Here is a 22,748-nt window from a genome sequence, read left to right as displayed (position 1 = left end):
TCCACTGGCGCGTCGCCGGAGCGAGGAGGGCCCAGGTGAACAGCCACATTTCGTGGTGGCAGCCCGGCCGGCAGGTCAGGACGGTCGCACTCTGGTCGTTCCCGGAGGACGTGCTCGTGGAGACCGGCGCCCCGGACGGCAGCGTGCTGCTGCTGACCCGGTGGGGTGAGATCCGGGTGGACGATCCGGACCCGACGACTGTGGAGTCGCTGCGTCGGATGAGCTTCGGCCCGGTGTCCCTGGAGAACGTTCTCCAGGGTGTCGCGGAGGACGGCGTCGAGGACCGGCGTCGCCGGCTGTCCGCGCTGCTGGACCGCCTTCAGCATGTGGTGGTCCGGTCGGTGGGGCTGGACGACGGCCTCGGTCCGTGGCTCTCGGCTGTGCCGCTGACCCCGAGCGCGGTGTTCTGTTTGGCGCCGCCGCCCGTGGACCGCCCGGTGTGGCTCTCCCCGGCGGTCCAGACTCGCCGCGAGTCGGGTGCTCTGGTGCTGGAGTTGCCCGGCAGCGCGTACCGGGTGGTCCTGCACCGCCCGGACGGCGGCCCGCTGGTCGAGGCGCTGGCCGTGCCGCGCACCCTGGCGGGGCTGACGGCGGCCGTCGGACTGCCGGCGGCGCTGGTCGGCGAGGCGGTGGCGCATCTGCTCGCGACGGGCGTGGCGGTCGCAGGCGCGCATACCGAGCGGGCGGCGGCGACCAGTGGGGACGGGCAGTCCGCGGGGCGGGCGTACGAATGATGCTGCCCCCCGCTCGGGCGGCGCAGACCTTAACATCAGGTTCCGCCGTTATCGCGGATCCGCCGCGAGGGCGTGACCGCATACGCTCGCGCGGAGAAGATCGGCGCTCGGGGGGCGTGCACATGGACCGGACACCACCAGACGATTCGAGACCGCCCAACGACGACGTGCGCACCGGACCCACGGCGTCGCGACTGGCCCGGGCCGTGGTCGCCACCGTCGTCACCGGGCTCAGCCTGGTCGCGCTGCTCAACATCATCGAGGCGGCACAGGAGCCGCGTGCGGTCGTGCTCGCCCTGGTGTCGATGGGCGGCCTTCTGTCACTGCAGCTGTTCTTCCTGACCGATCGGGCTCGTCGGCTCGCCGGGCCGGCCCGTTTGGGGCTGCTCATTGCCCAGTCGCTGCTCGGTTTCCTGCCGTTCCTCGTCTTCGGCCAGTCCTGGGTCGGGATGCCGGGCTTCGTCGCGGGCAGCTTCCTGCTGATGCTGGCGCCTCCCCGCTCGGTCGTGGCCTTCGCGGCGACGGTGTTCGGCACCATGGTGATCCAGTCGGCGATGACCACAGAGGTCCTGCTCGTGGCGTACACGACGGTGTCCACGGTGCTGACCGGCCTCATCGTCTACGGGTTGTCCCAGATGTCCATCCTGGTCGGTGAACTGCACACGACCCGCACCGAACTGGCCCGGTTGGCGGTGATCCGGGAACGACTCCGCTTCTCCCGTGACCTGCACGACCTGCTCGGCTACAGCCTCTCCGCGGTCACCCTCAAGAGCGAGTTGACCCGGCGCCTGGTGGTCCGCAACCCGGACCGGGCGCTCGCCGAACTGGACGACATCCTGGGCATCTCACGGCAGGCGCTGGCTGACGTACGAGAGCTCGCCAGCGGCTACCGCGACATGTCGCTGGGCGACGAGGCCCGCTCGGCGCAGTCGGTGCTGGCCGCCGCCGGCATCCGGGTACGGATGGAGATCGATCATCCCGCGCTGCCGCAGGCGGTCAGCACCGTGCTCGCCACCGTGCTCCGCGAGGGGGTCACCAACCTGCTGCGGCACAGCAGGGCGCGCAACTGCGAGGTGCTGGTCAGCGAGCAGGGCGGGCGCGTGCTCTTCACCATCGCCAACGACGGCGCCGACCAGGGGCCCGGCCTGCCGTCCGAGCACGGGGGCAGCGGGTTGCGCAACCTCGCCGACCGGGCCGGGGCACTCGGCGGCCGCCTGGTCACCTGCTGCTCTCCGGACGGTTGGTTCCGGCTCCGGGCGGAGCTGCCGGTCAGCCTGCCCGCCGCCGTGGAGGCACCCGCCCAGCTCGCGTCCTGACCGGCCGGGAGGCCGGGTCAGAGCCAGCCGGCCTCGCGGGCGATCCGGATCGCGTCGATCCGGTTCCGGGCGTTGAGCTTCGTCACCGCGGTGGTCAGGTAGTTGCGGACGGTCCCGGGGGACAGGAACAGCCGCGTGGCGATCTCGGTCGGCTCGGCGCCCTTCTCGGTGAGCCGGAGCACTTCGGCCTCACGGGTGGTCAGCGGGCATTCGGCGCTGTCCCAGGCGGCGAGCACCAACTGCGGGTCGACCACCCGGCGGCCCGCCGCCACCCCCCGGATCGCGTCGGCCAGGATCTCCGGCGGGGCGTCCTTGAGGATGAAGCCGGCGACGTGCGCCGCCATCGCCCGGCGCAGGTTGCCCGGCCGGCCGAGGCTGGTCAGCATCAGGCAGCGGCAGCTCGGCAACTGCTCGTGCAGTAGACCTGCCGCGGTCAGCCCGTTGATTCCCGGCAGGTCGATGTCGAGCACCGCGACGTCCGGCCGTTGCGCCAGCGCCGCCGGCAGGATGTCGTCACCCGACGCCACCTCGGCGACGACGTCGATGTCGGGCTCCAGGGCGAGGAGTGCCAGGAGGGCACCGCGGACCATGTTCATGTCCTCAGCGAGCAGAACCCTGATCGTCACCCGGCCAGCTTCGCATCAACGACGCCGACGTTAGGGGCCACTCGTCCGACCATCGCAGCTCTCCGGCCGACCATCGTCACGCGTTGACCATCCGGATGTTTCAACCCAACTGAACGGAGGGTCAGTCGGCTGCGGCGCGGAGGGCGACGCGGTCGGGTTTTCCCGACACGGTCAGCGGCAGCGCGTCGAGGAACGAGAAGCCGGCCGGCACGTGCGCCGGCGAGAGTCCGGCGGCGATGTGGTCGCGCAGCTGGGCGGCGCCACACCGGACCCCCGGACGCAGCTGCACCGCGGCGTGGGCGGTCTCGCCGTGGCGCGGGTCGCGTCGGTCGTACACGACGGCGTCGGCCACCGCCGGGTGGGCAAGGAGGACACGCTCCACGGTGGACGGATGAATCTTCAAGCCGTTCGCCTTGATCACGCTGCCGATGCGTCCGACGAGGTGAAGGTAGCCGTAGCGGTCGAAACGGGCCAGGTCGCCGGTGCGCAGCCAACCGTCGTGCATCGTCTGCGCGGTCAACGCCGGGTCGCCCAGGTAGCCGGCCATGGTGGTCGCCGCGCGTACCCAGACCTCACCGATGGTTCCGCGAGGCGTTGCGGTCCGCCCGTCGGCCTCGCGGACCTCCAGATCGACCCACGAGAAGGGTCGGCCGACGCTGGGGAGAAGCTCCGGCTCGGCGTGATCGAGCGGGGTGAGGGTGCACATGCCGCCGGCCTCGGTGCTGCCGTACAGCTGGGTCAGCCGTTCGCCGAAGAGCGTCACCGCCTGGGCGATCCGGGTCGGAGCGGCGAAGGTACCGCTGTAGAGCACCTGGCGCAGCGAGGGCAGCGCCCGCCGGGCGGCCTCCGGTCGGTCGACCAGTTGGTAGAGGTGCGGCACCGCCAGGTAGACGTCCGTCACCCGGTGCCGGACGACGGCGTCGACCAGGTCGTCCAGGGCGAAGCCGTCGCGGAGCACCACCGCGCCCCCGCCGATCAGGACCGCGTCGACCATGGTCGCCGTGGCGTGGCTGACCGGGGTCACCGACAGCATGGTCACCGGCCAGTCCGGCGAGCCGTCGCCTGCGGACACCCGGATCCGGGTGTCGCGGGCACCGAACGGCTGCTGCACCAGCTTCGGGTCACCGGAGCTGCCGCTGGTCAGGTCGACCACCGCGATGTCGTTCGGGTGCCAATCGGCGGTCGGAAGGCGACCCGACCGGTGTCGGCACAGGTCGTCAGCCGCCAGCACCGTCAGTGCGGGCGCCGCGGCGGCCAACTCCCGACCCCGCCCGGCGTTCGCCGCGTCGACCACGAGGGTGCGGGCACCGGTGGCGCGCAGCACCCGCAGGCGGGCAACTGTCGACAGATGCTCACCGTCGGCGCGGGCGTTCATCGAGCGCACGTGCGTGACGGTGGCACCGAGCAGGTGCGCGGCATACCGGGTGACCAGCATCGCCGGCACGTTCGGCTCGGTCAGCACCGCCACCGTCTCCCCGCGGGCCACGCCGGCGCGGGTCAGTCCGATGGCGGTCGCGAGGATCGCCGCAGCGAGTTCGCTACCGGTCGTCGCGCCCTCCGGTCGGTGCAGGACGGGCCGTCCGGGTCGCCGGTGCAGGGCGTCCAGCAGCCGCCGTACGTAGTGCGCCTCCCCGGTCTCCACCGTGACCTCCCGTCCGCAGGCTTCGCCCTCCGCCGAGGAGGCGGGGGCCCGGCCAGCCTCTACCCGGACCGCTCACCCGGGCCAGCGCCACCACGATGTCCGTCACGGATGCCGGTACAGGTGTCACGAAGCCGCCATGACCGGTGTCACCGGAGTGCGGTGCGAGCGTCATCCGTCGATGACGGCGGCAAGGGCGGCGGGTGACAGTGGCGGCGGCGCCTCGTTGCGTCGTGTCCGGCGAGGTCCGGCATCCGTGGCGGCGAGACCCGAAACCCAGCCCCGCGACGGATACGGAGTGCAGTATGCAGACGACAACCCTCACCGACGGCACGCTCGTCGGGTTCCGCGACGACGTCCGGGCGGAGTTCGAAGCCGGCCGGGTCGTCCTCACCAGCCCCGCCGGCGTGGTCGCGATGCGGCAGGTCGGCACCGGACTCGGCGCGGCGCTACGCCGGCTCGCCGACGGGCCGGTCGACCCTGCCGACCTGGTCAGCGGGTTGACCGGGCGGGAAGCCGCCCAGCTGCGCGGTTTTCTCGACCGGGCACCCCACCTGCTCGCCCGAGGCGTCGTCGCCGGTGGCCGCGAAATGCTGCGGCTGGAGCGGACCGCGCCGGGAGCGGAGTACGGCCCGGTCACCGTGCCGCCGACCGCCCGGGTGCGGCTGTCCCGCTTCGCCTTCTGCCGCACCAGGGAGGGCGCGCTGGTGCTGGAGTCGCCGCTGGCCCGGCACCGGGTTCTCCTGGTGCACCCGGCGGCCCGCCGCCTGGTGGCCGAGCTGGGCACCCCGCGTACCCCGGTGGAGTTGGCCGGCGACGACCTCGACGTCGCGGCGGTCGGCGCGCTCCTGGGTCATCTCGTCGGTGCGGGCCTGGTCGACGCGGCGGACAGCGCCGGCGGCTTCGAGTCCGAGGCGGATACGACGCTGCGCCAGTGGTCCTTCCACGACCTGCTCTTCCACTCGCGCACCCGCCCCGGTCGCTACGACGACCCGATCGGCGGGATCTACCCGCACCGGGGGGAGATCCCGCCGCTGCCGGCGGTCAAGGAGCCGCCGGCGGGCCGCACCGTGGAGCTGTACCGGCCGGAGCTCGACGAGGTGCTGGCCCGGGACCCGGCGTTCACCGTGGCGCTGGAGGGCCGCCGGTCCATCCGCTCCTACGGCGAGGAGCCGCTCACCCTGCGCCAGCTCGGCGAGTTCCTCTACCGGGTGGGTCGGGTGCGGGTGCTGCGCGGTGCCGAGGGCGACCCGACCGGCAACGAGATCGTGGGGCGTCCCTATCCGACCGGCGGATCCGCGTACGAGATCGAGCTGTACCTGACCGTGCGCCGCTGCGCGGGCCTGGACGCCGGGATCTGGTTCTACGACTCGGTGGCGCACCGGTTGGTGCTGGTCAACGACGATCCGGCGGATCAGGCGGCGATGTTGGACGTCGCCGCGGGAGCCACCGGCGGCGAGGCGGACGGTGACGTGCTGATCACGCTGACCTCCCGCTTCCAGCGGCTGTCCTGGAAGTACGCGGGCATCGCCTACGGGATGACGCTGCGGCACTGCGGGGTGGTCTACCAGACGATGTACCTGGTGGCGACGGCGATGGGGCTGGCGCCGTGCGGGCTGGGGATCGGCGACGCCGACCTGGCCGCCCGGGTGCTGCGGCTGGACTGGCTGCGAGAGACGTCGGTGGGGGACTTCCTGCTCGGCAGCCGGCCGGCGGGTGAGCTGGGCACGTGGCGCACCGAGGACGGCTGGCAGCTGCTCAACGGCGCGGAGTGGGCGCTGCGGGCCGGCGAGGAGCTCGGTCGCGAATGACCTGCCGAAGCATCGCCGCAGGGGCCGTCCGGGCCTGGGTGGGCCTTTTCCGAAAGGCTCTCACCTTGCCCCGGGCGGCCCTTTCGCGATTGCGGCCGGCACGGGTGTAATTGCCACCGTGATATGTGTCAGCAGGCGCTGGCAAAGCATGGACACGGTCGTTGGGCGGGGCCAGAATTGATTTCACCGGAAGGGTTGAAGAAAAGCCCTTCAAAACAGAAGGAGAAATGACATGAGCATCGACGAGACCCAGGCCGCCGCCCAGGACGACAAGACCTTCGACTCGTTCGAGATCGCCGACCTGGAGGTCCTCGAGGTCGCGCAGGGCGTGGCTCTGCCGGAGCTGGGCGCGTCGAGCGGCAGCATCGGCACCTCGTCCTCCTCCTCGACCTGCTCGTCCAGCACCTGCTGAACGACAGTCAGAGTCGGACCGAGACCAGCCGGACCGGCGACCGGACACAGTGGATGAACGGCGGCGAGAACCAACCGTCGCCCTCGACCACCCGCTCGCCCAGCACCTGCTGACGCGGCTGACGTCGGCTGTGCTCGTCCAAGTCGAAGTTGGACGAGTGCAGCCGACGTCGGTGCGCCTGGCCCTAACTCAACCGCGCCGGGAAACGTCCAGCGCGGTGGACCAGAGCGCGACGGCGGCCGGCAGGCCGACCACCGCGCGTACGGTCTCGTTGCCCGTATCTAGACCGTACGCTGTCGCGCCGGCCGCGGCCACCAGGATCAGCAGCGCGCCGGTCCACCAGTAGCCGGGGACGTCGAAGATCCGGGCCAGTGGCAGGAAGTGCAAGCCGACGACCAGGCAGACGGCCACCACGATCAGCCCCGGGGAACCGGCCCGGAGCAGCCCGAAGACGGCGGCGACGATCAATGCGGTCTGGGCAAGGTTGACCAGGTGGAACCAGCGCATCGAATGTGGGCGGACGCGGCGGACCCGGGCCGGACCGCGCGCTCGCAAGCGCCGGCCCGCCACCAGGAGGACGCCGGCGCCGACCACGGCGGCCAGGCCGAGGGCGAGCCGGACGCCGGTGGGCACCGGTAGGCCGGTCACGCCCACGATCAACCAGAGCAATCCGTAGACGATCATTGTGACGACGCCCATGGCGAGCGGGCCTCGGCGATTCACGGACTCGCCGCCCAATTGTCGCGCGCCGGTGTCAGCAGACATGAGCAGACCCTAGCGTAGGTCGCTCAAAAGGCGCAAACCACCCGCCGGGACGAGCCGTCAGCGAATTGCTGACAGTTGTCAGGAACATTGTTGTTCGATCGCCGTGCGGGTCGAGAATCGAATTCCCAGTGAATTTCCTGCTCGTCGAGACAATTCCGGAAAGGTGCGTCGACATGACGACCGAGGCGTATGAGCTCGCCACCGACGTGATCGGTGTGCGGCTCCACACCAGGGGGCCTGTGACGCTTCCCTGGTTGGCACGATCCGTGGTGCCGGTGGCCCGCGCACTGCACGGCGACGGCAACGCCGTCGTCCACCTCCGTCGGGGCTGGCGACACGGTCCCCACGTCGACGTCGTCGCGTACGGCGGCGCCGGGGGCACGGCGGACTGGGCCACCGTCGCCGCAGAGCTGGACGCCGGCCCACTGGATGAGGCCCGTGCCCTCAGCGAGGAGGACTACCTCACCCAGGCCCGCGAGTTCGGCCGACTGGAGGCGGTGCCCCCGCCGTACCTGCCGATGGCCGAACACGGCGCGGTGCAGCTGCTCCGCCGGGAGGACACCGGCCCGCGGCAGCCGGCGCTGCGCGCCCTGCCCGGCTGGGAGGTGGCGCAGAGCGTCCTGACCACGCCACTACTGGACATGGTGGATGAGCTGGCGCGCCGGCCCGAACAGGGCAACGTGCGCCTCGGCGAGGCCTTCGCGGCACTCGCCGACTCGTACTTCCTGGGGCTGGCGCACGGCGTCTACTCGTTCCGGTCGCACGTCGAGGCGTTCCTGGCCTGGGCGCGGCCCACCCGCGACGTTCGCCCGGTCTTCGCAGAGCGGCTGGCGCGGGACGCGGCGGTGCTGCGCCCGGTGGTCGAGCAGCGGCTCGCCGGTACCCCCAGCGGCCCGGCGGCGGCCTGGCGGACGGCGTTCGCCTACTGTGCCGGCACCTTCGATGCGGCCGTGACCGACGGCACGCTCAGCCTCGACCTGCTGGACGAGATCACCGGCAGCGTGGACACCGCCGCGATGGGGCCGCCCAGCGCCCCCGACGTGGTGCCGACCGGCGACCAGCCGGACACCGAGTTCCACCGCAGGGTCGCCGCGTCCGGCGCCTACGACCGGACCACCCAGTGGTTCGCCGCCTACCGGGTGCTGATCAACCTCTTCTACCAGCAGCTTCCGTTGCTCACCGTGTCGCCGATGCAGCGCTACTACATGTGCTACGCGATCAGCGAGCTGGTCGACGAGGTGCTCGGTGAGAGCTGGCAGGACCGGCTCACCCGCGACCGGGTCCGGGTCGTCGCGGCCGCGGGGAGGGCGGCATGACCCTCGCCCCCGCCGCACCGGCGCCTCTCGCCCCGACGGCCATCACCTCGCCGGCGGAGCCCCTTTGGCAGCTGCGGATCAACCCGCTGCGCCGGGCCCGCCTCGCCGACCCGACGCTCCGCGTGCTCCTGGCCGACCTGACCGACGTGGACCGGGCGCTGTCCGACAGCGCCGCCCGCTGCGCCGACGACCTTTACCGGCTGATCGGTGCCAGCTCCGACGAGGCCGAACGCAAGCGCCTGGTGGAGGCCCGCCGCGCCATCTCCCGGGACCGGGAGCCCCGCACGGATCTGACGCATCTGCCCGCCGTGGCGGCCTGGGTCGTCGCCCGGCATCGTCGCGACGAGCTGCGGGCCCGGCTCATCGCCGAGCACCCGGCGGCGGCCGAGCGGGAACGGGGGACCCTCGCCGGGCTGTTGGGCGACGAGGACCTGCGCCGTTCGCTGGCGCTGCTCGCACCCGAGGTGCACGAGGAGGCCGAGCGCTACCGGGCTGCCGTGGCCACCGGCCAACCGGTGGCCGCCCGAGCCCGCAAGTCCGAGCGCGGCCTGATCCAGTACGTCACCCGGGCCATGGTCCGGACCAGCCCGTTGGCCCGGTTCACCGCCGTCGGCATCGCGGTGCCCGGCCCCGACGGGGTCGACCCGCGCGGGGTGCCGTTCACCGGGGCGCACTCCTTCCCCAGCCTGGACCGCGTCATGATCGCCTATGTGCTGGGCGGGCTGAACCCGCCGGCGGGCGCGGCGCGGCTCGGCGCCTGGGTGGGGCTCTCGCCAACCTCCGCCGTGGAGCCGGAGCAGGGCGCGCTGTTCTTCCTGCGCCCCACCGAGGGCGGCTACCAGCGCCTCTCCGCACCGCTGCGGGGCCCGATCAAGCTGCTGATGGACGCGATCGCCATGGGCCCGCGGCCGGCCCGGGCGGTGGCCGCGTACGTGTCCACGCACGCCGGCTGCCCGCTGCCCGACGCCGAGCAGATCGTGCTGCGGGCGCTGGACAGCGGCATCCTGTGCACCTTCAACGAGGCCGAGAACGGTGACGCCGACCTGGCCGAGCAACTGGACCGGCCGGACACCCTGGCCGCCGACGCGCTCGCCGACGTGCGTACCGGATTGTCCCGGCTGGCCGACGGGCCGGTGGTGGAGCGGGGCGCCGACCTGGCGACCCTGCGCGCCGACCTGGCCCGGGTCAGCCGGCTGGCGCAGCGGCCGGCGCAGGTGATGGTGGAGGAGGACTACCTCCTCGCACCAGCTACTGTGGACATTGAACCGGTGCGGGGCAACCTGGCCGACCTGGGCGCGGCGGTGGAGCTGCTGTCGGTCTTCGACTGGCTGCACGACGTGCGCATGATGACCACCCGGGCCTTCGTCGGGCGGTTCGGCGCCGGTGCCGGCGTCCCGCTCGCCGACCACGCCGACGAACTCGTCGAGGCGGTGTCCGCACAGGCTGTGGCGGCCGGGGAGTACGCCGCCACGCTCACCGACGACAGCCCGGTCGGCGACGACCCGCTGCTGCGCCTCTACGCGCTGCGCCGCCGGATCATGGCCTTCAGCCAGGCGGAGATCACCCGGGCCGCCGAGGCGGGCGAGCCCGAGGTGCGGTGGTCCGCCGAGCAGGCGTACGAGCTCGTCGCCGATCTGCCCGAGGAGTTCCGGCGGGACCCGCTCAGCTACGGGGTGCTCGCGCAGTGGGCGGGGGACCGGCTGGTCGTCAACGACGGGCTGCCGGGGCACGGGATGCTCTACTCCCGCTTCCTCGACGGCGACCGGCGGCTCGGCGGCCGGGCACTGCCGTACCTCGCCGACCGGCTCGCCGAACGGTTCGGCTGGGACGGCGCACGGGTCGTGGAGGACCTGGGGCTGCACCGGCTCAACGTCAACGCCCATCCCCGCGTGCTGCCGGACGGGCTGGGCCCGGACGACTGGTACGCGCTGCGTCTGGTGCACGACCCGGACACCGACACGCTCGCGGTCACCGACGCCGACGGGCAGCGGCTACGGGTGCTGCCGCTGGGCACCGGCCACCCGGGACTGTTCCCGCCGCCACTGTCGGTGGCGTCCTGCCTGGCGACCGGCGGCCGACTCAACAACTACCTGCTGGACCTCTGGCACGGCGGCAACCCGTGGGACCGGGCCCGTACCCGGATCGCCCCGCGGATCGCCGTCGGCGACGTGGTGGTGAGCCGCCGCCGCTGGTACGGCGGCGCCGAACTGGACGGGGCGCTGGCCGCACCGGAGGGCCCCGAGCGGCTGCTCGCCCTCACCGGCTGGCGCGGCCGGTACGGCGTACCGGAGGAGGTGGTGGTCAAGACCGCCTTCGACGACGAGGCGCCCCGATCGCTGCGCCCCGCCGACATCATGCCCCGCCGGCAGAAGCAGAAGCCGCAGTACGTCGACCTGACCTCCGCCCTCGGCACCCGGGTGCTGCCGCGGATGCTCGAGCGCCGGGCCGACGGCAAGGCCGTGGACTACCTGGAGGAGGCACTTCCCGGGGTGGTCGACGGCACGCACGCCTACGAGTGGGTGGTCGAGATCGGCAGGCGCCCCGGCGGCCTGTTCCAGTACGGAGGGAAGAAGTCATGAGACTGCGCGCGCGACCGTACCTGCACTACGCGCCGACGCCCGACGGCGTCTACCTCGCCGGGGGCCGCGACCAGCTCGTCCTGCGGGGCTCGACGCTGCTGTTCCGGATCGCCGACACCTGTGTGCCGCTGCTGGACGTCGGCACCACCGAGGACGAGATGGTGACCGCGCTGGGCACCGAACGGGCCAGGCCGGCCGTCCGCCACCTGGTCGACCAGCTACGGGGGCACAACCTGCTCCTGGATTTCGCGGCGCACACCGTCGCCGAGCCGGGCGACGCCGAGCGGCAGCGGTGGGCCGGGCCACTGGCGTACCTGGAGGCGGTTTCCGTCGATCCGTACGCGGCCTTCTCGGCGGTGCGGGCGGCGCGGGTCGCGGTGGTGGGCCCCGTCGAGGTCACCGGGCCGGCGGTGCGGGGGCTGCTCCGGGCCGGGATCGGTGCGGCGGAGGCCCGGGACGCGGCCGACGACCTGACCGGCTTCGACGCAGTGATCCGCTGCTTCTCCGCTGGCGAGGCGCCCCAGCCGGCCGCGGTGCCGGTGCTGCCGGTGCTGCTGGACGACCGGGTGCTGGTGGCCGGCCCGGTGGTGACCGACACCGCGACAGCCGCGGTGTGGCCGGCGTGGCGGGACCGGGTCCTGGACCAGGCTGCGGCGGACGACGTGCCGCCGGCCGCCCGTCCCGTCGCGGACGCGCTGGCCGGTGCGCTCGCCGCGCATCTGCTGTTCACGGTCATCGCTGGTCAGGACACCCGCCGGGACGCACACGTCGTGCATTCCGACGCGCTCACCGCCGACCGGGTGGTGCTCGGCGCGCCGCTGGCCGACGACGAACGCTGGCACCTGCTGGACGACGCCCAGCCCGTTCCGCTGCCCACGATCGACGACATGACCCCGGTGGTCTCCGCCCTCACCGCCCGCTGGACCGGCCCGTACACCCGGGGTGACCGGGAACCGGAGCTGCCTCAGCTGCCGCTGTCGCAGCGCGAGTTGGCGTACCGCGACGGCCGGACCGGCTCGGTCTTCGCCGGTGGGCCGGACCTCCAGACCGCGTACGTCGCGGCGGCGATCGAGGGGATGCGGCGGGCGGCCGGCGGCGGCGCGGCCGGGCTGACCGAGGAGACGTGGCTGCTCGACGGCGCACTGCGGCTGCTCGCCGCGGAAGCCGAGCAGGCCCACACAATGGACCCGGCGGACCTGGACCCGGAGACGCACCGGATCCGGCAGAGCCTGGGTGCTCAGCCGCACATCGTCGACCTGCGCGCGGTGCCCGGCCTGGACTGGCGGCTGGCCCGGGTGGGCACCCCGGACGGGAAGACGCTCGGCGTGGCCTGGGGGCCGGACACGGACACCGCCGTCCGCGCCGCCGTGGGGGTGGCTGTCACCGCTGGGCAGGTCCGGGCAGCTGGCGGCGAGCCGGCACCCGCCCTGCACACCGACGCGCTGCTGCTCGCCGGTGACGGCGTGGTGGACGCGCTGCGCAAGCAGGTCACCGCGTTGGCCGCGGCGAACGGCCGCCGGTTCCGCGGTCGCGCCCGGCACGCCGATCCCGTCCTGGGTGAGCTTCCGTTCTGGTACGGCCCGGTCGAGGTGACCGGCGACATCGAGGAGCAGACCGATGGGCACTGACACCGACCGGCCCACCGTCGGGCCGGGGTTCGCCGCTGACGCCGCCGACGAGTGGCTCACCGCGCTGGCCCCCCTGCTCGCGGTCGGCGCCACCGTGACGCTCGATCACGGATTCAACCTGGACTGGCAGACCGGGCAGTGGCGGCGCAGCGCCGCCGACGGCCGCGAGCACCTGTCGGTGCGGGTGTACGACGACGAGGTGCAGGTCGGCCCGCGCTGGGTGCCGGACACCGACGCCGGCTGCCCGGTCTGCGCCGAGTCCCGCGAGCGTTCGGTGCTGGAGCACCCGTTGCAGGCCCGCCTGGACCTCAACCGCTGGCGGACCGGCACCGGTGACCCGCTGCTGCCGGACCTGCTGGCGGCGGCGGCCCGGAACCTGGCGGACGTGCCGTTGGCCCCCGGCGAACTCGCTGTCATCGGCCCGGCCGGTGTGCGGCGGCACCGGATCCCACGGCACTTCTACTGCCCGTCCTGCGCACCGCGCTTCCACCCGGACCTGGACTGGCGGCCGGAGCCGCTGACCCTGCGCAGCCACCCGGCCGCACCCGGCGACCCCACCCGGGCCGCGGACGGTGCCCGCCTGGTCGTTCCGGGGGCGCTGCGGGACCGGGTCGTCGACGAGCGCTTCGGACCGGTTCAGAAGATCATTCTGGAGTCGGCCGCGCCCTTCGCCATGAGCATGTCGATCATGCCGGACGCGCCGGCCTGGGGACACGGCCGAGCGATGACCTTCCGGGAGGCCGAACCCGTCGGCCTCATCGAGCTCTACGAGCGCCTCGGCGGCTTCCCGTTCGACGCGCCGGTGCTTCAGGGGCTGACCTACCACCAGGTCGCCGACCACGCCCTCGACCCGGCCATCCTCGGCGGGCACACCGACGAGCAGCTCGCCCACCCCACCGCCCGGGTGCTCCCGGTGCTCCCGGACACCCCGATGGACTGGGTGTGGGGCCACGACCTCAGCACCGGACGGCCGGTGCTGGTGCCCGCCGAGATCGGCTTCTACCAGTACGAGTACCGGTACCGGTTGAACCGCCGGGCCGCCCGCGCGGCGCGCCGCGCAAACCCACGGGAGAACCGCAAGCACTTCTACGACTCTTCCAGCGGCTGCGCGGCCGGCTCCTGCCTGGAGGAGGCGGCCCTGCACTCGCTGCTCGAACTCGCCGAGCGGGACGCCTTCCTGATCGCCTGGCACCGGGCCACCCCGCTGCCGGTGATCCCGACCTCGACGATCACCGACCCGGACAGTCAGGCCCTGATCGACCTCATCCACGCCCGCGGTTTCGACGTCCACATCCTCGTCGCCACCCACGACGTGGCCCTGCCGATCGTGTGGACCCTCGCCGTCAACCGGACCGGCGGATTCCCGGCCACCTTCCACTCCGGAGGGTCCGGCGCCAACCCGGCCACCGCCATCCGGGGCGCCCTACGGGAGGTAGCCCAGCTCGTCACCGACCCGCAGGACCCGGACACCTCCGACATCGAGCCGATGCTGGCCGATCCGTGGAACATGGAGGAGTTGGTCCATCACCCCCGCTACTACATGCATCCGGCCACGCTGGCCCGCGCCACCGCCGTGCTGGGTGGCCCGGAGACCACGACCGCTGAGGCGTTCGGCGACTGGCCCGGCCAGCTCGACCGGGCCGCCGCCGGTGACGTGCGGGGTGCCCTGGACCACGTCCGGGAGCTCTACGCGGCGGCCGGCATGGACCGGATGGTGCTGGTTGACCAGAGCACCCGGGAGCACCGGGACGTCGGCATCTCGGTGGTCAAGATGGTCGTACCCGGCATCCTGCCGATGTGCTTCGGCCACGCCCAGCAGCGGCTGCTGGGCCAGCACCGGCTCGCCGCCGCGCTCGCCGGCACCGCCCAGGCCGGACGCCCCCTGCCCTACGATCCCCACCCGTTCCCGTGAGCGCCGGGCTGCGGGTCCCCGCGCCGTACACCGACCACACCATCGGCCGGGAGTCGCTCTGGTACGCGTACGCCGCCGGGGCGGACGAGACCGTGATCCCACCGTGGTTGTCCGAGCCGGTGCCTCCGATGGAGACGCACGTCCACCCGCCCACCCCGGCCGCCGCCGAGGGAGGCACCCGCCGGCTGCTGCCCTACGGGACGGCGGAACTGCTGGGCCGGACCGCGTACCCGCACGGGCAGGTGGCGGGGGAGGTGGCCGACCCGCTCGGGCACGCTCTGGTCGCCGCGTACGGGCCGCAGTGGTACGACCCGGACAACGTCTACAACCCCCACCGCGGCTATGCCTCACCGCGCTGCCTGTACCCGGTGCAGGTCTTCGCCGACGACGGCGAGCACTGGGCGCTGCTGGACCCCGACCGGCACGCGCTGACCACCCTGTCGGTGCCCGGGCACCGACCTCGGGCCCGGCAGCTCGCGCTGAGCGGTCGCTACACCCGCATCCCACGCGGCTACCGCTGGTTCCGTGGCTCACTGGTCGCCATCGAGACCGGCTACGCGCTGCGCGCCCTCGCCATCGGCCTGCACCACTTCCGGATGCCGGCGTGGGTGCGGCTGCCCGACGCCGGGGCCGGCGCGGTCCTCGCCGAGCTGGGGCTCGACCCCGCCGGGGAGTGGTCGCTGCCGGTCACCGTCGGGTTGGGTGCGCCCCCTCTGGTGCCCGGCCCGACGCCCGCCGACCCGCCCGCCGGGTCACCCGACCCGGTCCTCGCCGAGGTGGCGGGGGTGAACCGGGCACAGTCGTTCACCGACCCACCCACCCGGCTCGGCTCCGGCGTGCCCGCGGGCGCGGCCGCCGCGCCGACCGCACCGGACTGGGCGGAGCTGACCTGGCGTCGGAACTCGGGGCGGATGCCGGCGGGCCGGCCCGGCTTCGACTCCCGCCGCCGGCGGCTGCCGGCGGCGGTCGTGCACGACATCGTGCGCTGGCTGGCCGTGCCGGCGCCCGGGCCCACCCTGGCCGCCGTCCGTGACCGGATCACCGTCTCGGTCGCCCTGCGCGACATCGACGGGTACGCCGACGGCGTCCACCGGGTCGGGCCGGACGGCGAACTCGTCCTGCACCGAGCCGACCGGGAGATCACCACGAAGCTGGAGTCGACGTACGGCTACCCGCTCACCCCGACCGACGGCTGCGGCGTCCGGCACGCCTCCATGGTGTGGTTCCTGTCGGTCCGCCCCCGGGAACTGCACGCCGCCCACGGGCCGACCGCCTGGACGGCCACCCAGTACGCCGTCGGCTGGGCCGCGCACGGCCTCTCCCTCGCGGCCAGCGCCGCCGACCTGTTCGCCCGGCCGGTCCGGGCGTTCGTGGAGAACCCGACACGGGACCTGCTCGGCCTGTCCGGCGACGAGATGATCGCGCTCGCCGCGGTGGTGGGCACCCCGCGGCACGCCAGCGGCGGGCTGCTCGACATCAGATTGTGAGGAGACGTGCCGTGAGCGTGAGCAGTGAACCGGGTCTGCGAGCCCCGCAATCACGAACGAAGGAGATGCCGTGACCCAGACCGTGCTCCGCCCCGACCCCGCCGCGACCCGGCCCACCGAATGGAGTTCGTGGCACCTGCACCTGGCCTCGGACGCCCGCTCGGTACAGGACCGGGTGATCCAGGAGGTGATCCGGCCGGTGGCCGCCAACCTCGACGGCCGGCCCTGGTTCTTCATGCGTTTCTGGCAGGCCGGCACCCACCTGCGGTTCCGCGTCGGCGACCTGGACCCCGAGGCGTACCAACGGGTGGAGGAGGCGCTGCGCGACCGGCTGGCCGAGGCTGGCCGGCTGGCCGACGACGAGGAGCCCCTCGACGAGGCTGGCTACCGGGCCGGCGCGGTGACCTTCGCCGCCACCGAACGCGGCGCGGACCGGCAGGTGCGCGACCTGATGCCGCCGGGCGTGCATCGGGCCGTGTACGAGCCGGAGCACCTGCGCTACGGCGGGCAGTCGTTGATGCCCGCCACCGAGCGGCTGTTCCAGCTCTCCAGCGAACTCGTCGTCGCCGTGCTGCCCGGCCGGCCCTCCGAAGGGCTGCGCACCGGCCTGGGACTGCGGGGCACCATCGCCGCCGCAGCCGCCCTCGGCGGTCCCGAGCGGCAGGCCGAGTTCTACCGCCGCAGCATGGACGCCTGGAGGGTGTGGGCCGGCAACTCCGGCACCACGCCGGAGCAGTTGGCCGCCCTCTGCGCCGTCGACGCCACCGGCCCGGTCCCTGACCCGGACGCACACGGCCCGTTCCGCCGTTGGCACGCCGCGATCGCGGAGCTGGCCGAGCAGATCGCCGCCGCCGGCGACACCCCGCCCGCCCAGATCCTCTTCTCCCACGTCCACATGCTGCACAACCGGCTCGGCCGCAGCCTCTTCGAGGAGCTGCGCACCTACGCCTGGCTTGCCGCGGCGTACCCGGACGGAAACCCGTCATGAGTGGTCCGCGGGTGGCGGTCGTCGGCGCCGGCATCGGCGGACTGGCCCTGGCCGCCGCCCTCGACGCGGCCGGCACGGCCTACGAGGTGTTCGAGCGGGCCGACCGGCTCACCGAGGTCGGCGCCGGCGTCCAGCTCTCCCCGAACGCGGTCCGGCCCCTGCACCGACTCGGCCTGCGGCCCGCGCTGGACGCCCGGGCCGTCCGACTCGCCGCGGCACAGATCCACGGTTGGTCCGGCGGCCCGGTGGCCCGCACCGAACTCGGCGCCGCCTGCGAGGTGCGCTTCGGCGCGCCGTACCTGGGGATGCACCGGGCCGACCTGCGCGACGCCCTGCACGCGCGGGTGGACCCCACCCGGCTGCATCTGGGCCGGCCACTGGCCAGGGTGGACGGTGACGGCGAGGAGGTGGTGCTCACCTTCGCCGACGGCCGCACCCACCGGGCCGACGTGGTGGTCGGTGCGGACGGGCTGCGGTCGGCGGTCCGCGCCGCGCTCGTCCCGGACACACCGGTCTTCTCCGGCCTCGGCGTGTTCCGTGGTCTGGTGCCGATGGACCGACTGCCGGCGGGCGCCCGTGCCCCGGTGGCCCGGATGTGGCTCGGCCCGGGCCGGCACTTCGTCTGTTATCCGGTCAGCGGCGGCCGGGCGCTCGCCTTCGCCGCGATCGCACCCCTGCGTCAGCCGCCCGTGGAATCGTGGTCCGCCACGGTGGATCCGGCCGAACTGGTCGCCGCCTTCGACGGCTGGCACGCCCCGGTCGCCGCCGTCACGCGAGCCGCCCGCGAGGTCCGGTACTGGGCGCTGTGGGACCGGGAACCGTTGACCGCCTGGTCGGTCGGGCGGGTCACCCTGCTCGGCGACGCCGCCCACCCGATGCTGCCCTTCCTGGCCCAGGGCGCCAACCAGGCCGTCGAGGACGCCGTCGAGCTGGCCTCCTGCCTCACCGGCGCCTCCCGCGCCAACGCCCCCGACCGGCTGTTGCGCTACCAGCAGCAGCGCATGCCCCGGGCCACCGCCGTGCAGAGCGCCTCCCGCGCGCAGGCCCGGCACATGCACCTCGCCGACGGTCCCGAACAGGCCGCCCGTGACGTGGTGCTGCGCCAGGCCGCCGACCTGGACGCCCGTGCCTGGCTGTACGGGTACGAGCCGGGTCAGGTGGCGGCGTGACCCGGGTCGCGATCGTGGGCGGCGGGGTGGCCGGGCTGGCCGTCGCCGCGCTGCTGCGCCAGCACGGGATGCCGTACCGCATCTACGAACAGTCGGCCCGGTTCACCGCCGTCGGCGCCGGCATCCAGCTCTCCCCGAACGGGGTGCGGATCCTGCACCGGCTCGGTGTGGGCCCGACGCTGCGCGAGCACGGCGTGGCCGCCGAATCGATCGAGATCCGGCGCTGGGACGACGGCCGGCTCCTCTGCGCCGTCCCACACGGCGACGCGTGCGTGACCGCCTTCGGCGCCCCGTACGTGCTCATCCACCGCGCCGAGCTGCAACGCGGCCTGGTCGGGCTCCTGCCGGCGGCCGACCTCGGGCTCGGCCGGCGCGTCGTCTCCGTCAGCGAGGACGACGAGCAGGCCACGCTGCACCTCGCCGACGGCACCAGCGACACCGCCGACCTGGTCATCGGCGCCGACGGTGTGCACTCCGTGGTGCGTCCCGCGCTGATCGACGACAGTCCGCGCTACTCCGGCTACGCCGTCTGGCGCGGCCTGCTCCCGGTGGACGAGGTGCCCGCGCTGCGCCGCGTACCCCGGGTGCTCTTCTGGTTCGGGCCCGGCGCCCACGTCACGTACTACCCGATCGCCGCCCGACAGACGGTGCACGTCAGCGCGGTCTGCGCGCAGCGCGCGGACACCGGCGACGTGGCCGTCGAGAAGCTGACCGCCGCACTGGACGGCTGGCATCCCGAGGTGCGCCGGGTCATCGGCGCGGCCCGCGGGATCAGCCGCTGGGGACTGTACGACCGGGAGATCACCGGGTCCTGGCACAGCCGTCGGCTGGTGCTGCTCGGTGACGCCGCCCACCCGACCCTGCCGTACCTGTCGCAGGGCGCCAACCAGGCGCTGGAGGACGCCCTGCTCCTCGCCGACCTGCTCGCTGCGGACCCGGCCACCGCCCTCGACCGGTACCAGCGGGCACGCCGCCCCCGGGTGGCGGAGGTGCACCGGCAGGCCCGGCATCGGGCCGCCCTCTTCCACCTGCCCGACGGGCCGGCGCAGCGCGCCCGCGACGAGGACCTGGCCCGGCAGGTCGACCTGAGCCACCTCCAGTGGCTCTACGGCCACGACCCCGATGCGGAGTTGGCGGACGTCGCGTCGACCGGCGGGAGGGGAGAAATTGGCTCCGGGCATCGGGTCCGCGACTGAGGCGATCGGGTGCGGATCAGCGTCGGGGTAGCCGATGGCGGGGCGGGCCGGCAGGTTCTCCCGGGCCCACATCCTGGGCGGCCAGGGTCCGAGTCATCGTCGCCAGTAGGCGTTCAAGAGTGGTGCGGTCGCTGTCGGTGAAGTCACGAAGGATGGCCGCCTCGTTGGCCAGATGCTCCTCGATGAGCCGGTCGGTCAACGCCGCTCCGGCCGGAGTCAGCCCGACCACCCGGCCGCGGGCGTCGGCTGTGGAGACCGATCGCGACACGAGGCCGCGGGCGATCAGCCGGTCCACCCGCTTGGTCACCGCCCCGGTGGTCACGAGCATCCGTTGGCTCAACTGGCCCGCCGTGAGCGTGTACGGCTCGCCTTCGCGGCGCAGCGCCGCGAGCACGTCGAAGTCGCCGTTGCCGAGGTCCGCCGCGGCGAACGGCGGCCGCAGGGTCGCATCGAGTATGGCCGCGATCTGCTGGATCCGACCGATGATCAGCAACGGGCCGGGGTCGAGGTCTGGTCGCTCGCGAGCCCACTGACCAACGATTTCGGCGACTCGGTCGTCATCCACGTTTGCATCTTACCTTCCAGGGAAGGTAATTTGTCTTCCATGGAAGACAACTCGCCCCGAACGTCGATCCCGGTGGTCACGGCGTACGTGGATCCGTCCTGCCCGTTCGCCTGGATCACCTCCCGCTGGCTCATGGAGGTGGCGCAGATGCGGCCGCTCGACCTGCGGTTCGAGGTGATGAGCCTCGCGGTGATCAACGAGCATCGCGACCTGGAGCCCTGGTACCGCGAATTCAACGACCGGGCGTGGGGCCCGGCCAGGGTGTGCGTGGCGGCGGCCGCACAACACGGCCCCGCCGCCCTCGCACGTCTGTACCCGGCGCTCGGCCGCCGGATCCACGACGACGGCGACAAGAACTTCGACACCGTCATCCCGCAGGCCCTGGCCGAGGCCGGCCTTCCCGCCGACCTGGCCGACACCGCTCATCGCAGCGACGTCGACCCGCAGATGCGGGCGAGCACCGCCCGCGCACAGCAACTCGTGGGGGAGGACCTGGGCACCCCGACGGTCGTCGTCGACGACGTGGCCTTCTTCGGCCCCGTGCTGACCTCGATTCCCCGTGGAGAGGAGGCCCTGCGTGTCTTCGACGGCGCCCGCCTGCTCGCCGGCTGCCGGTCCTTCTCCGAACTCAAACGAGCCCGGTCCGGTGGCCTCACCTTCGCGTAGTTACGCCGCGGCCACGAGAGCCTCCGCACGGTCTATGGTGATCTTCGCCGAACGCTGATTGAAGGTGTGTGTCGATGGCTCGTACGAAGCTGTACCTCGTCCGTCACGGCGAACAGGATCAGACCTCCGACCACGCCTCAGCCGGAGGTCTTTCGCCCCTCGGTCGGGAGCAGGCAGATCAGCTGGGCCGACGGTTGCGTACGGTGCCCTTCTCGGCGATCCACCACAGCCCGGTCACCCGAGCGGCCCAGACCGCCGACATTGTCGGTGGCCACCTCGCACAGGTGCCCAGACATGCCTGCGACTTCGTAGCGGATCGCACGCCGGTGCCCTCCATCAGTCAACGCGGCCGTTACCCGGACCGGTTGCTTTCCTGGCTGGACGGTGTGCCCACGGACGAGCGGGACGAGGACGCCGTCGCGCTGCGAGCCGCTGTCGAACACTTCGGTGTGACAGGCGAGCAGGACCGTAACGAACTGCTGATCACGCACAACTTCGTGATCGGCTGGTTCGTCCGGCACGTCCTGGACGCTCCGGAATGGCGGTGGATGGGCCTCAACCAGGGCAACTGCGCGATCACCGTCGTGCAGTGGGATTCCGATCGTCCGCCGACCCTGGTCAGCTTCAACGACACCGGTCACCTTTGACATCCTCGCCGCCCTAAAGGGCGGAGATTCCCTCGACGCTGCGTGTGGAACACGCGGCGTCTGGGTGGGTTACCGCTTCGCCGCGCGGTGCCGGCACGGATGCTGGTCTTATCTGCGCTCCACGGTCGTTGAAGTCCGCCTGTCCGGCGGCCTTGACGTTCTTCGCGGCGTTGACGTCCCGGTCGTGGGCTGCGCCGCATGGGCAGTCCCACGCTCGGACGTTCAGCGCGATCTTGTCGTTGACCCGGGCGCAGGTGGAGCACTTCCGGGTTGACGGGAAAAACCTGTCCACCCGGGCGAACGTGCGCCCGTACCGGGCGGCCTTGTACTCCAGCATGCCGGTGAAACTGGCCAACCCCGCATCGTGCACGGACTTCGCAAGCCGAGTCCTGCCGAGACCGATCACGCACAGGTCCTCGACGTACACCGCTTGGTTGTCGCGGATGATCGATGTCGAGAGCTTGTGCTGCCAGTCCCGTCGGGTGTCGGCCACCCGCGCATGAGTGCGGGCGAGGTTGACCACGGCCTTCTTGCGGCGGTTGCTGCCCTTGGTCTTGCGGGCAGGTCTTGCTGCAACCGCTTGAGCTTGCGGGCCGCGCGGCGCAGGAACTTCGGTGCGGTCACCTTCGTGCCGTCGGACATGACCGCGAAGTGGGTCAGGCCCAGGTCGATACCGATCTCGGAGTCCGTTTCCGGCAGCGGTGCGTCGGTGGTGTGAACGACGAACGAGGCGAAGTACCGCCCGGCCGCGTCCCGGATCACCGTGACCGAGATGGCCTCGGACGGCAGGCTACGCGACCACCGAACCGGCATGTCGCCGATCTTTGGCAGCCGAAGTCGGCCGTTGTCGAGGACCTTGAACCGGCTGTTCCTGGTGAACCGGATCGCTTGCCGGTTGTTCTTGCGGGACCGGAACCGGGGCGGTGCCACCGTGCGGCCCCTTGCGCTTGCCGGTGATCGAGGAGAAGAAGTTACGGTACGCCGTGTTCAGATCCGCGAGGGCCTGCTGCAGGACCACCGCGGACACCTCGCCCAGCCACGCCCGTTCCGGCGTGCCCTTAGCCTGAGTGATAACCCGCTTGGACAGGTCGGCGTCCGAAACGTACTTCTCGCCCGCCTCGCGTGCCTGCTGACGCAAGCGCAGCCCGTCGTTGAACACCACCCGGGCACACCCGAACGCTCTCGCCAACGCGGTGCGCTGGACGGCGTCCGGATAGACCCGGAAGTTGTAACGAAGCTGCACGAAACCGAGTGTCCCATGTGGTCTGCGGCAGACCGTGAAGGCATCCGCA

Annotated in this window: 20 protein-coding genes and 1 pseudogene; 14 read left to right on the top strand and 7 right to left on the bottom strand. The window is 72.9% G+C overall.

Annotation, left to right across the window (positions count from 1 at the left end):
• Positions 1-35 precede the first annotated feature (35 nt).
• Positions 36-734, top strand: coding sequence for a hypothetical protein (locus JOD64_RS03250; RefSeq protein WP_204940833.1), 699 nt, complete (start codon positions 36-38; stop codon positions 732-734).
• A gap of 167 nt (positions 735-901) precedes the next feature.
• Positions 902-2,050, top strand: coding sequence for a sensor histidine kinase (locus tag JOD64_RS33695; RefSeq protein ID WP_204940832.1), 1,149 nt, complete (start codon positions 902-904; stop codon positions 2,048-2,050).
• Between the two features lie 17 nt (positions 2,051-2,067).
• On the opposite strand, the gene JOD64_RS03240 is transcribed toward JOD64_RS33695, so the two are convergent.
• Together JOD64_RS03240 and JOD64_RS03235 are read right to left on the bottom strand one after the other, a co-directional pair.
• Entirely contained in the window at positions 2,068-2,676 is a 609-nt protein-coding gene (locus JOD64_RS03240; RefSeq protein ID WP_204940831.1) for a response regulator transcription factor, read from the bottom strand.
• A 121-nt stretch (positions 2,677-2,797) separates the two neighbouring features.
• Complete coding sequence (locus JOD64_RS03235) at positions 2,798-4,318, bottom strand: class I adenylate-forming enzyme family protein (protein WP_204940830.1); 1,521 nt, start codon at positions 4,316-4,318, stop codon at positions 2,798-2,800.
• A gap of 302 nt (positions 4,319-4,620) precedes the next feature.
• Between JOD64_RS03235 and JOD64_RS03230 the strand changes: the two genes are divergently transcribed.
• Positions 4,621-6,126 (top strand): SagB/ThcOx family dehydrogenase, encoded by a 1,506-nt coding sequence (locus JOD64_RS03230; RefSeq protein ID WP_204940829.1) that lies wholly within the window; start codon positions 4,621-4,623, stop codon positions 6,124-6,126.
• A gap of 232 nt (positions 6,127-6,358) precedes the next feature.
• Positions 6,359-6,538, top strand: coding sequence for a thiazolylpeptide-type bacteriocin (locus JOD64_RS03225; RefSeq protein ID WP_204940828.1), 180 nt, complete (start codon positions 6,359-6,361; stop codon positions 6,536-6,538).
• A gap of 7 nt (positions 6,539-6,545) precedes the next feature.
• Here the strand turns inward: JOD64_RS03225 and JOD64_RS33390 are convergent, their stop codons facing one another.
• Together JOD64_RS33390 and JOD64_RS03220 are read right to left on the bottom strand one after the other, a co-directional pair.
• On the bottom strand, positions 6,546-6,680 hold the full coding sequence (locus JOD64_RS33390; protein WP_275581275.1) for a hypothetical protein: 135 nt from the start codon (positions 6,678-6,680) through the stop codon (positions 6,546-6,548).
• 47 nt (positions 6,681-6,727) lie between these two features.
• The gene (locus JOD64_RS03220) at positions 6,728-7,303 is read right to left on the bottom strand and encodes a hypothetical protein (RefSeq protein WP_204940827.1); all 576 of its coding nucleotides are present in this window, start codon (positions 7,301-7,303) and stop codon (positions 6,728-6,730) included.
• A gap of 173 nt (positions 7,304-7,476) precedes the next feature.
• Between JOD64_RS03220 and JOD64_RS03215 the strand changes: the two genes are divergently transcribed.
• From JOD64_RS03215 to JOD64_RS03180, 8 genes are all read left to right on the top strand, one after another.
• Positions 7,477-8,619, top strand: coding sequence for a hypothetical protein (locus JOD64_RS03215; protein ID WP_204940826.1), 1,143 nt, complete (start codon positions 7,477-7,479; stop codon positions 8,617-8,619).
• On the top strand, positions 8,616-11,198 hold the full coding sequence (locus JOD64_RS03210) for a lantibiotic dehydratase family protein (protein WP_204940825.1): 2,583 nt from the start codon (positions 8,616-8,618) through the stop codon (positions 11,196-11,198). Before JOD64_RS03215 ends, JOD64_RS03210 begins: the two co-directional genes overlap by 4 nt.
• Complete coding sequence (locus JOD64_RS03205) at positions 11,195-12,826, top strand: hypothetical protein (protein ID WP_204940824.1); 1,632 nt, start codon at positions 11,195-11,197, stop codon at positions 12,824-12,826. The genes JOD64_RS03210 and JOD64_RS03205 overlap by 4 nt, the downstream gene beginning before the upstream one ends.
• A complete protein-coding gene (locus JOD64_RS03200) occupies positions 12,816-14,738 on the top strand; it encodes a TOMM precursor leader peptide-binding protein (protein ID WP_204940823.1) in 1,923 nt (640 codons plus the stop codon). Before JOD64_RS03205 ends, JOD64_RS03200 begins: the two co-directional genes overlap by 11 nt.
• Positions 14,735-16,225, top strand: coding sequence for a hypothetical protein (locus JOD64_RS03195; protein ID WP_204940822.1), 1,491 nt, complete (start codon positions 14,735-14,737; stop codon positions 16,223-16,225). The genes JOD64_RS03200 and JOD64_RS03195 overlap by 4 nt, the downstream gene beginning before the upstream one ends.
• Positions 16,226-16,295: 70 nt before the next feature.
• Positions 16,296-17,213, top strand: a complete 918-nt coding sequence (locus tag JOD64_RS03190) for a thiopeptide-type bacteriocin biosynthesis protein (RefSeq protein ID WP_204940821.1) — start codon at positions 16,296-16,298, stop codon at positions 17,211-17,213.
• The gene (locus JOD64_RS03185; RefSeq protein WP_204940820.1) at positions 17,210-18,382 is read left to right on the top strand and encodes an FAD-dependent monooxygenase; all 1,173 of its coding nucleotides are present in this window, start codon (positions 17,210-17,212) and stop codon (positions 18,380-18,382) included. The genes JOD64_RS03190 and JOD64_RS03185 overlap by 4 nt, the downstream gene beginning before the upstream one ends.
• Complete coding sequence (locus JOD64_RS03180; protein ID WP_204940819.1) at positions 18,379-19,578, top strand: FAD-dependent monooxygenase; 1,200 nt, start codon at positions 18,379-18,381, stop codon at positions 19,576-19,578. Before JOD64_RS03185 ends, JOD64_RS03180 begins: the two co-directional genes overlap by 4 nt.
• A gap of 16 nt (positions 19,579-19,594) precedes the next feature.
• Here JOD64_RS03180 and JOD64_RS03175 read toward each other — a convergent pair whose 3' ends face one another.
• The gene (locus tag JOD64_RS03175; protein ID WP_204940818.1) at positions 19,595-20,143 is read right to left on the bottom strand and encodes a MarR family winged helix-turn-helix transcriptional regulator; all 549 of its coding nucleotides are present in this window, start codon (positions 20,141-20,143) and stop codon (positions 19,595-19,597) included.
• 39 nt (positions 20,144-20,182) lie between these two features.
• Here JOD64_RS03175 and JOD64_RS03170 point away from each other — a divergent pair, with 39 nt between their 5' ends.
• The gene (locus tag JOD64_RS03170) at positions 20,183-20,809 is read left to right on the top strand and encodes a mycothiol-dependent nitroreductase Rv2466c family protein (protein WP_204940817.1); all 627 of its coding nucleotides are present in this window, start codon (positions 20,183-20,185) and stop codon (positions 20,807-20,809) included.
• Positions 20,810-20,883: 74 nt separating this feature from the next.
• Positions 20,884-21,456: a histidine phosphatase family protein gene (locus JOD64_RS03165; RefSeq protein WP_204940816.1), complete on the top strand. Its 573-nt coding sequence runs from the start codon at positions 20,884-20,886 to the stop codon at positions 21,454-21,456.
• 13 nt (positions 21,457-21,469) lie between these two features.
• On the opposite strand, the pseudogene JOD64_RS33890 reads toward JOD64_RS03165, so the two are convergent.
• Together JOD64_RS33890 and JOD64_RS03155 are read right to left on the bottom strand one after the other, a co-directional pair.
• Positions 21,470-22,269: pseudogene (locus JOD64_RS33890) on the bottom strand (RNA-guided endonuclease InsQ/TnpB family protein).
• Positions 22,247-22,699, bottom strand: a complete 453-nt coding sequence (locus tag JOD64_RS03155) for a helix-turn-helix domain-containing protein (protein ID WP_204940815.1) — start codon at positions 22,697-22,699, stop codon at positions 22,247-22,249. The pseudogene JOD64_RS33890 and the gene JOD64_RS03155 overlap by 23 nt, the downstream one beginning before the upstream one ends.
• Between the last annotated feature and the right edge of the window lie 49 nt (positions 22,700-22,748).

It is taken from the genome of Micromonospora luteifusca (genome assembly GCF_016907275.1).
In the GTDB taxonomy this organism is placed as follows: Bacteria; Actinomycetota; Actinomycetes; order Mycobacteriales; family Micromonosporaceae; genus Micromonospora; species Micromonospora luteifusca.
Note: the sequence above shows the minus strand (reverse complement) of the source record. Positions and strands in the feature narration are given on the sequence as shown.

What these genes read in the sequence shown, in the direction of transcription:
- JOD64_RS03230 (WP_204940829.1), top strand. Translation starts at nt 4,621, where the DNA reads ATGCAGACGACAACCCTCACCGACGGCACGCTCGTCGGGTTCCGCGAC.
- JOD64_RS03225 (WP_204940828.1), top strand. Translation starts at nt 6,359, where the DNA reads ATGAGCATCGACGAGACCCAGGCCGCCGCCCAGGACGACAAGACCTTC.
- JOD64_RS03220 (WP_204940827.1), bottom strand. Translation starts at nt 7,303, where the DNA reads ATGTCTGCTGACACCGGCGCGCGACAATTGGGCGGCGAGTCCGTGAAT.
- JOD64_RS03215 (WP_204940826.1), top strand. Translation starts at nt 7,477, where the DNA reads ATGACGACCGAGGCGTATGAGCTCGCCACCGACGTGATCGGTGTGCGG.
- JOD64_RS03210 (WP_204940825.1), top strand. Translation starts at nt 8,616, where the DNA reads ATGACCCTCGCCCCCGCCGCACCGGCGCCTCTCGCCCCGACGGCCATC.
- JOD64_RS03205 (WP_204940824.1), top strand. Translation starts at nt 11,195, where the DNA reads ATGAGACTGCGCGCGCGACCGTACCTGCACTACGCGCCGACGCCCGAC.
- JOD64_RS03200 (WP_204940823.1), top strand. Translation starts at nt 12,816, where the DNA reads ATGGGCACTGACACCGACCGGCCCACCGTCGGGCCGGGGTTCGCCGCT.
- JOD64_RS03185 (WP_204940820.1), top strand. Translation starts at nt 17,210, where the DNA reads ATGAGTGGTCCGCGGGTGGCGGTCGTCGGCGCCGGCATCGGCGGACTG.
- JOD64_RS03170 (WP_204940817.1), top strand. Translation starts at nt 20,183, where the DNA reads ATGGAAGACAACTCGCCCCGAACGTCGATCCCGGTGGTCACGGCGTAC.
- JOD64_RS03165 (WP_204940816.1), top strand. Translation starts at nt 20,884, where the DNA reads ATGGCTCGTACGAAGCTGTACCTCGTCCGTCACGGCGAACAGGATCAG.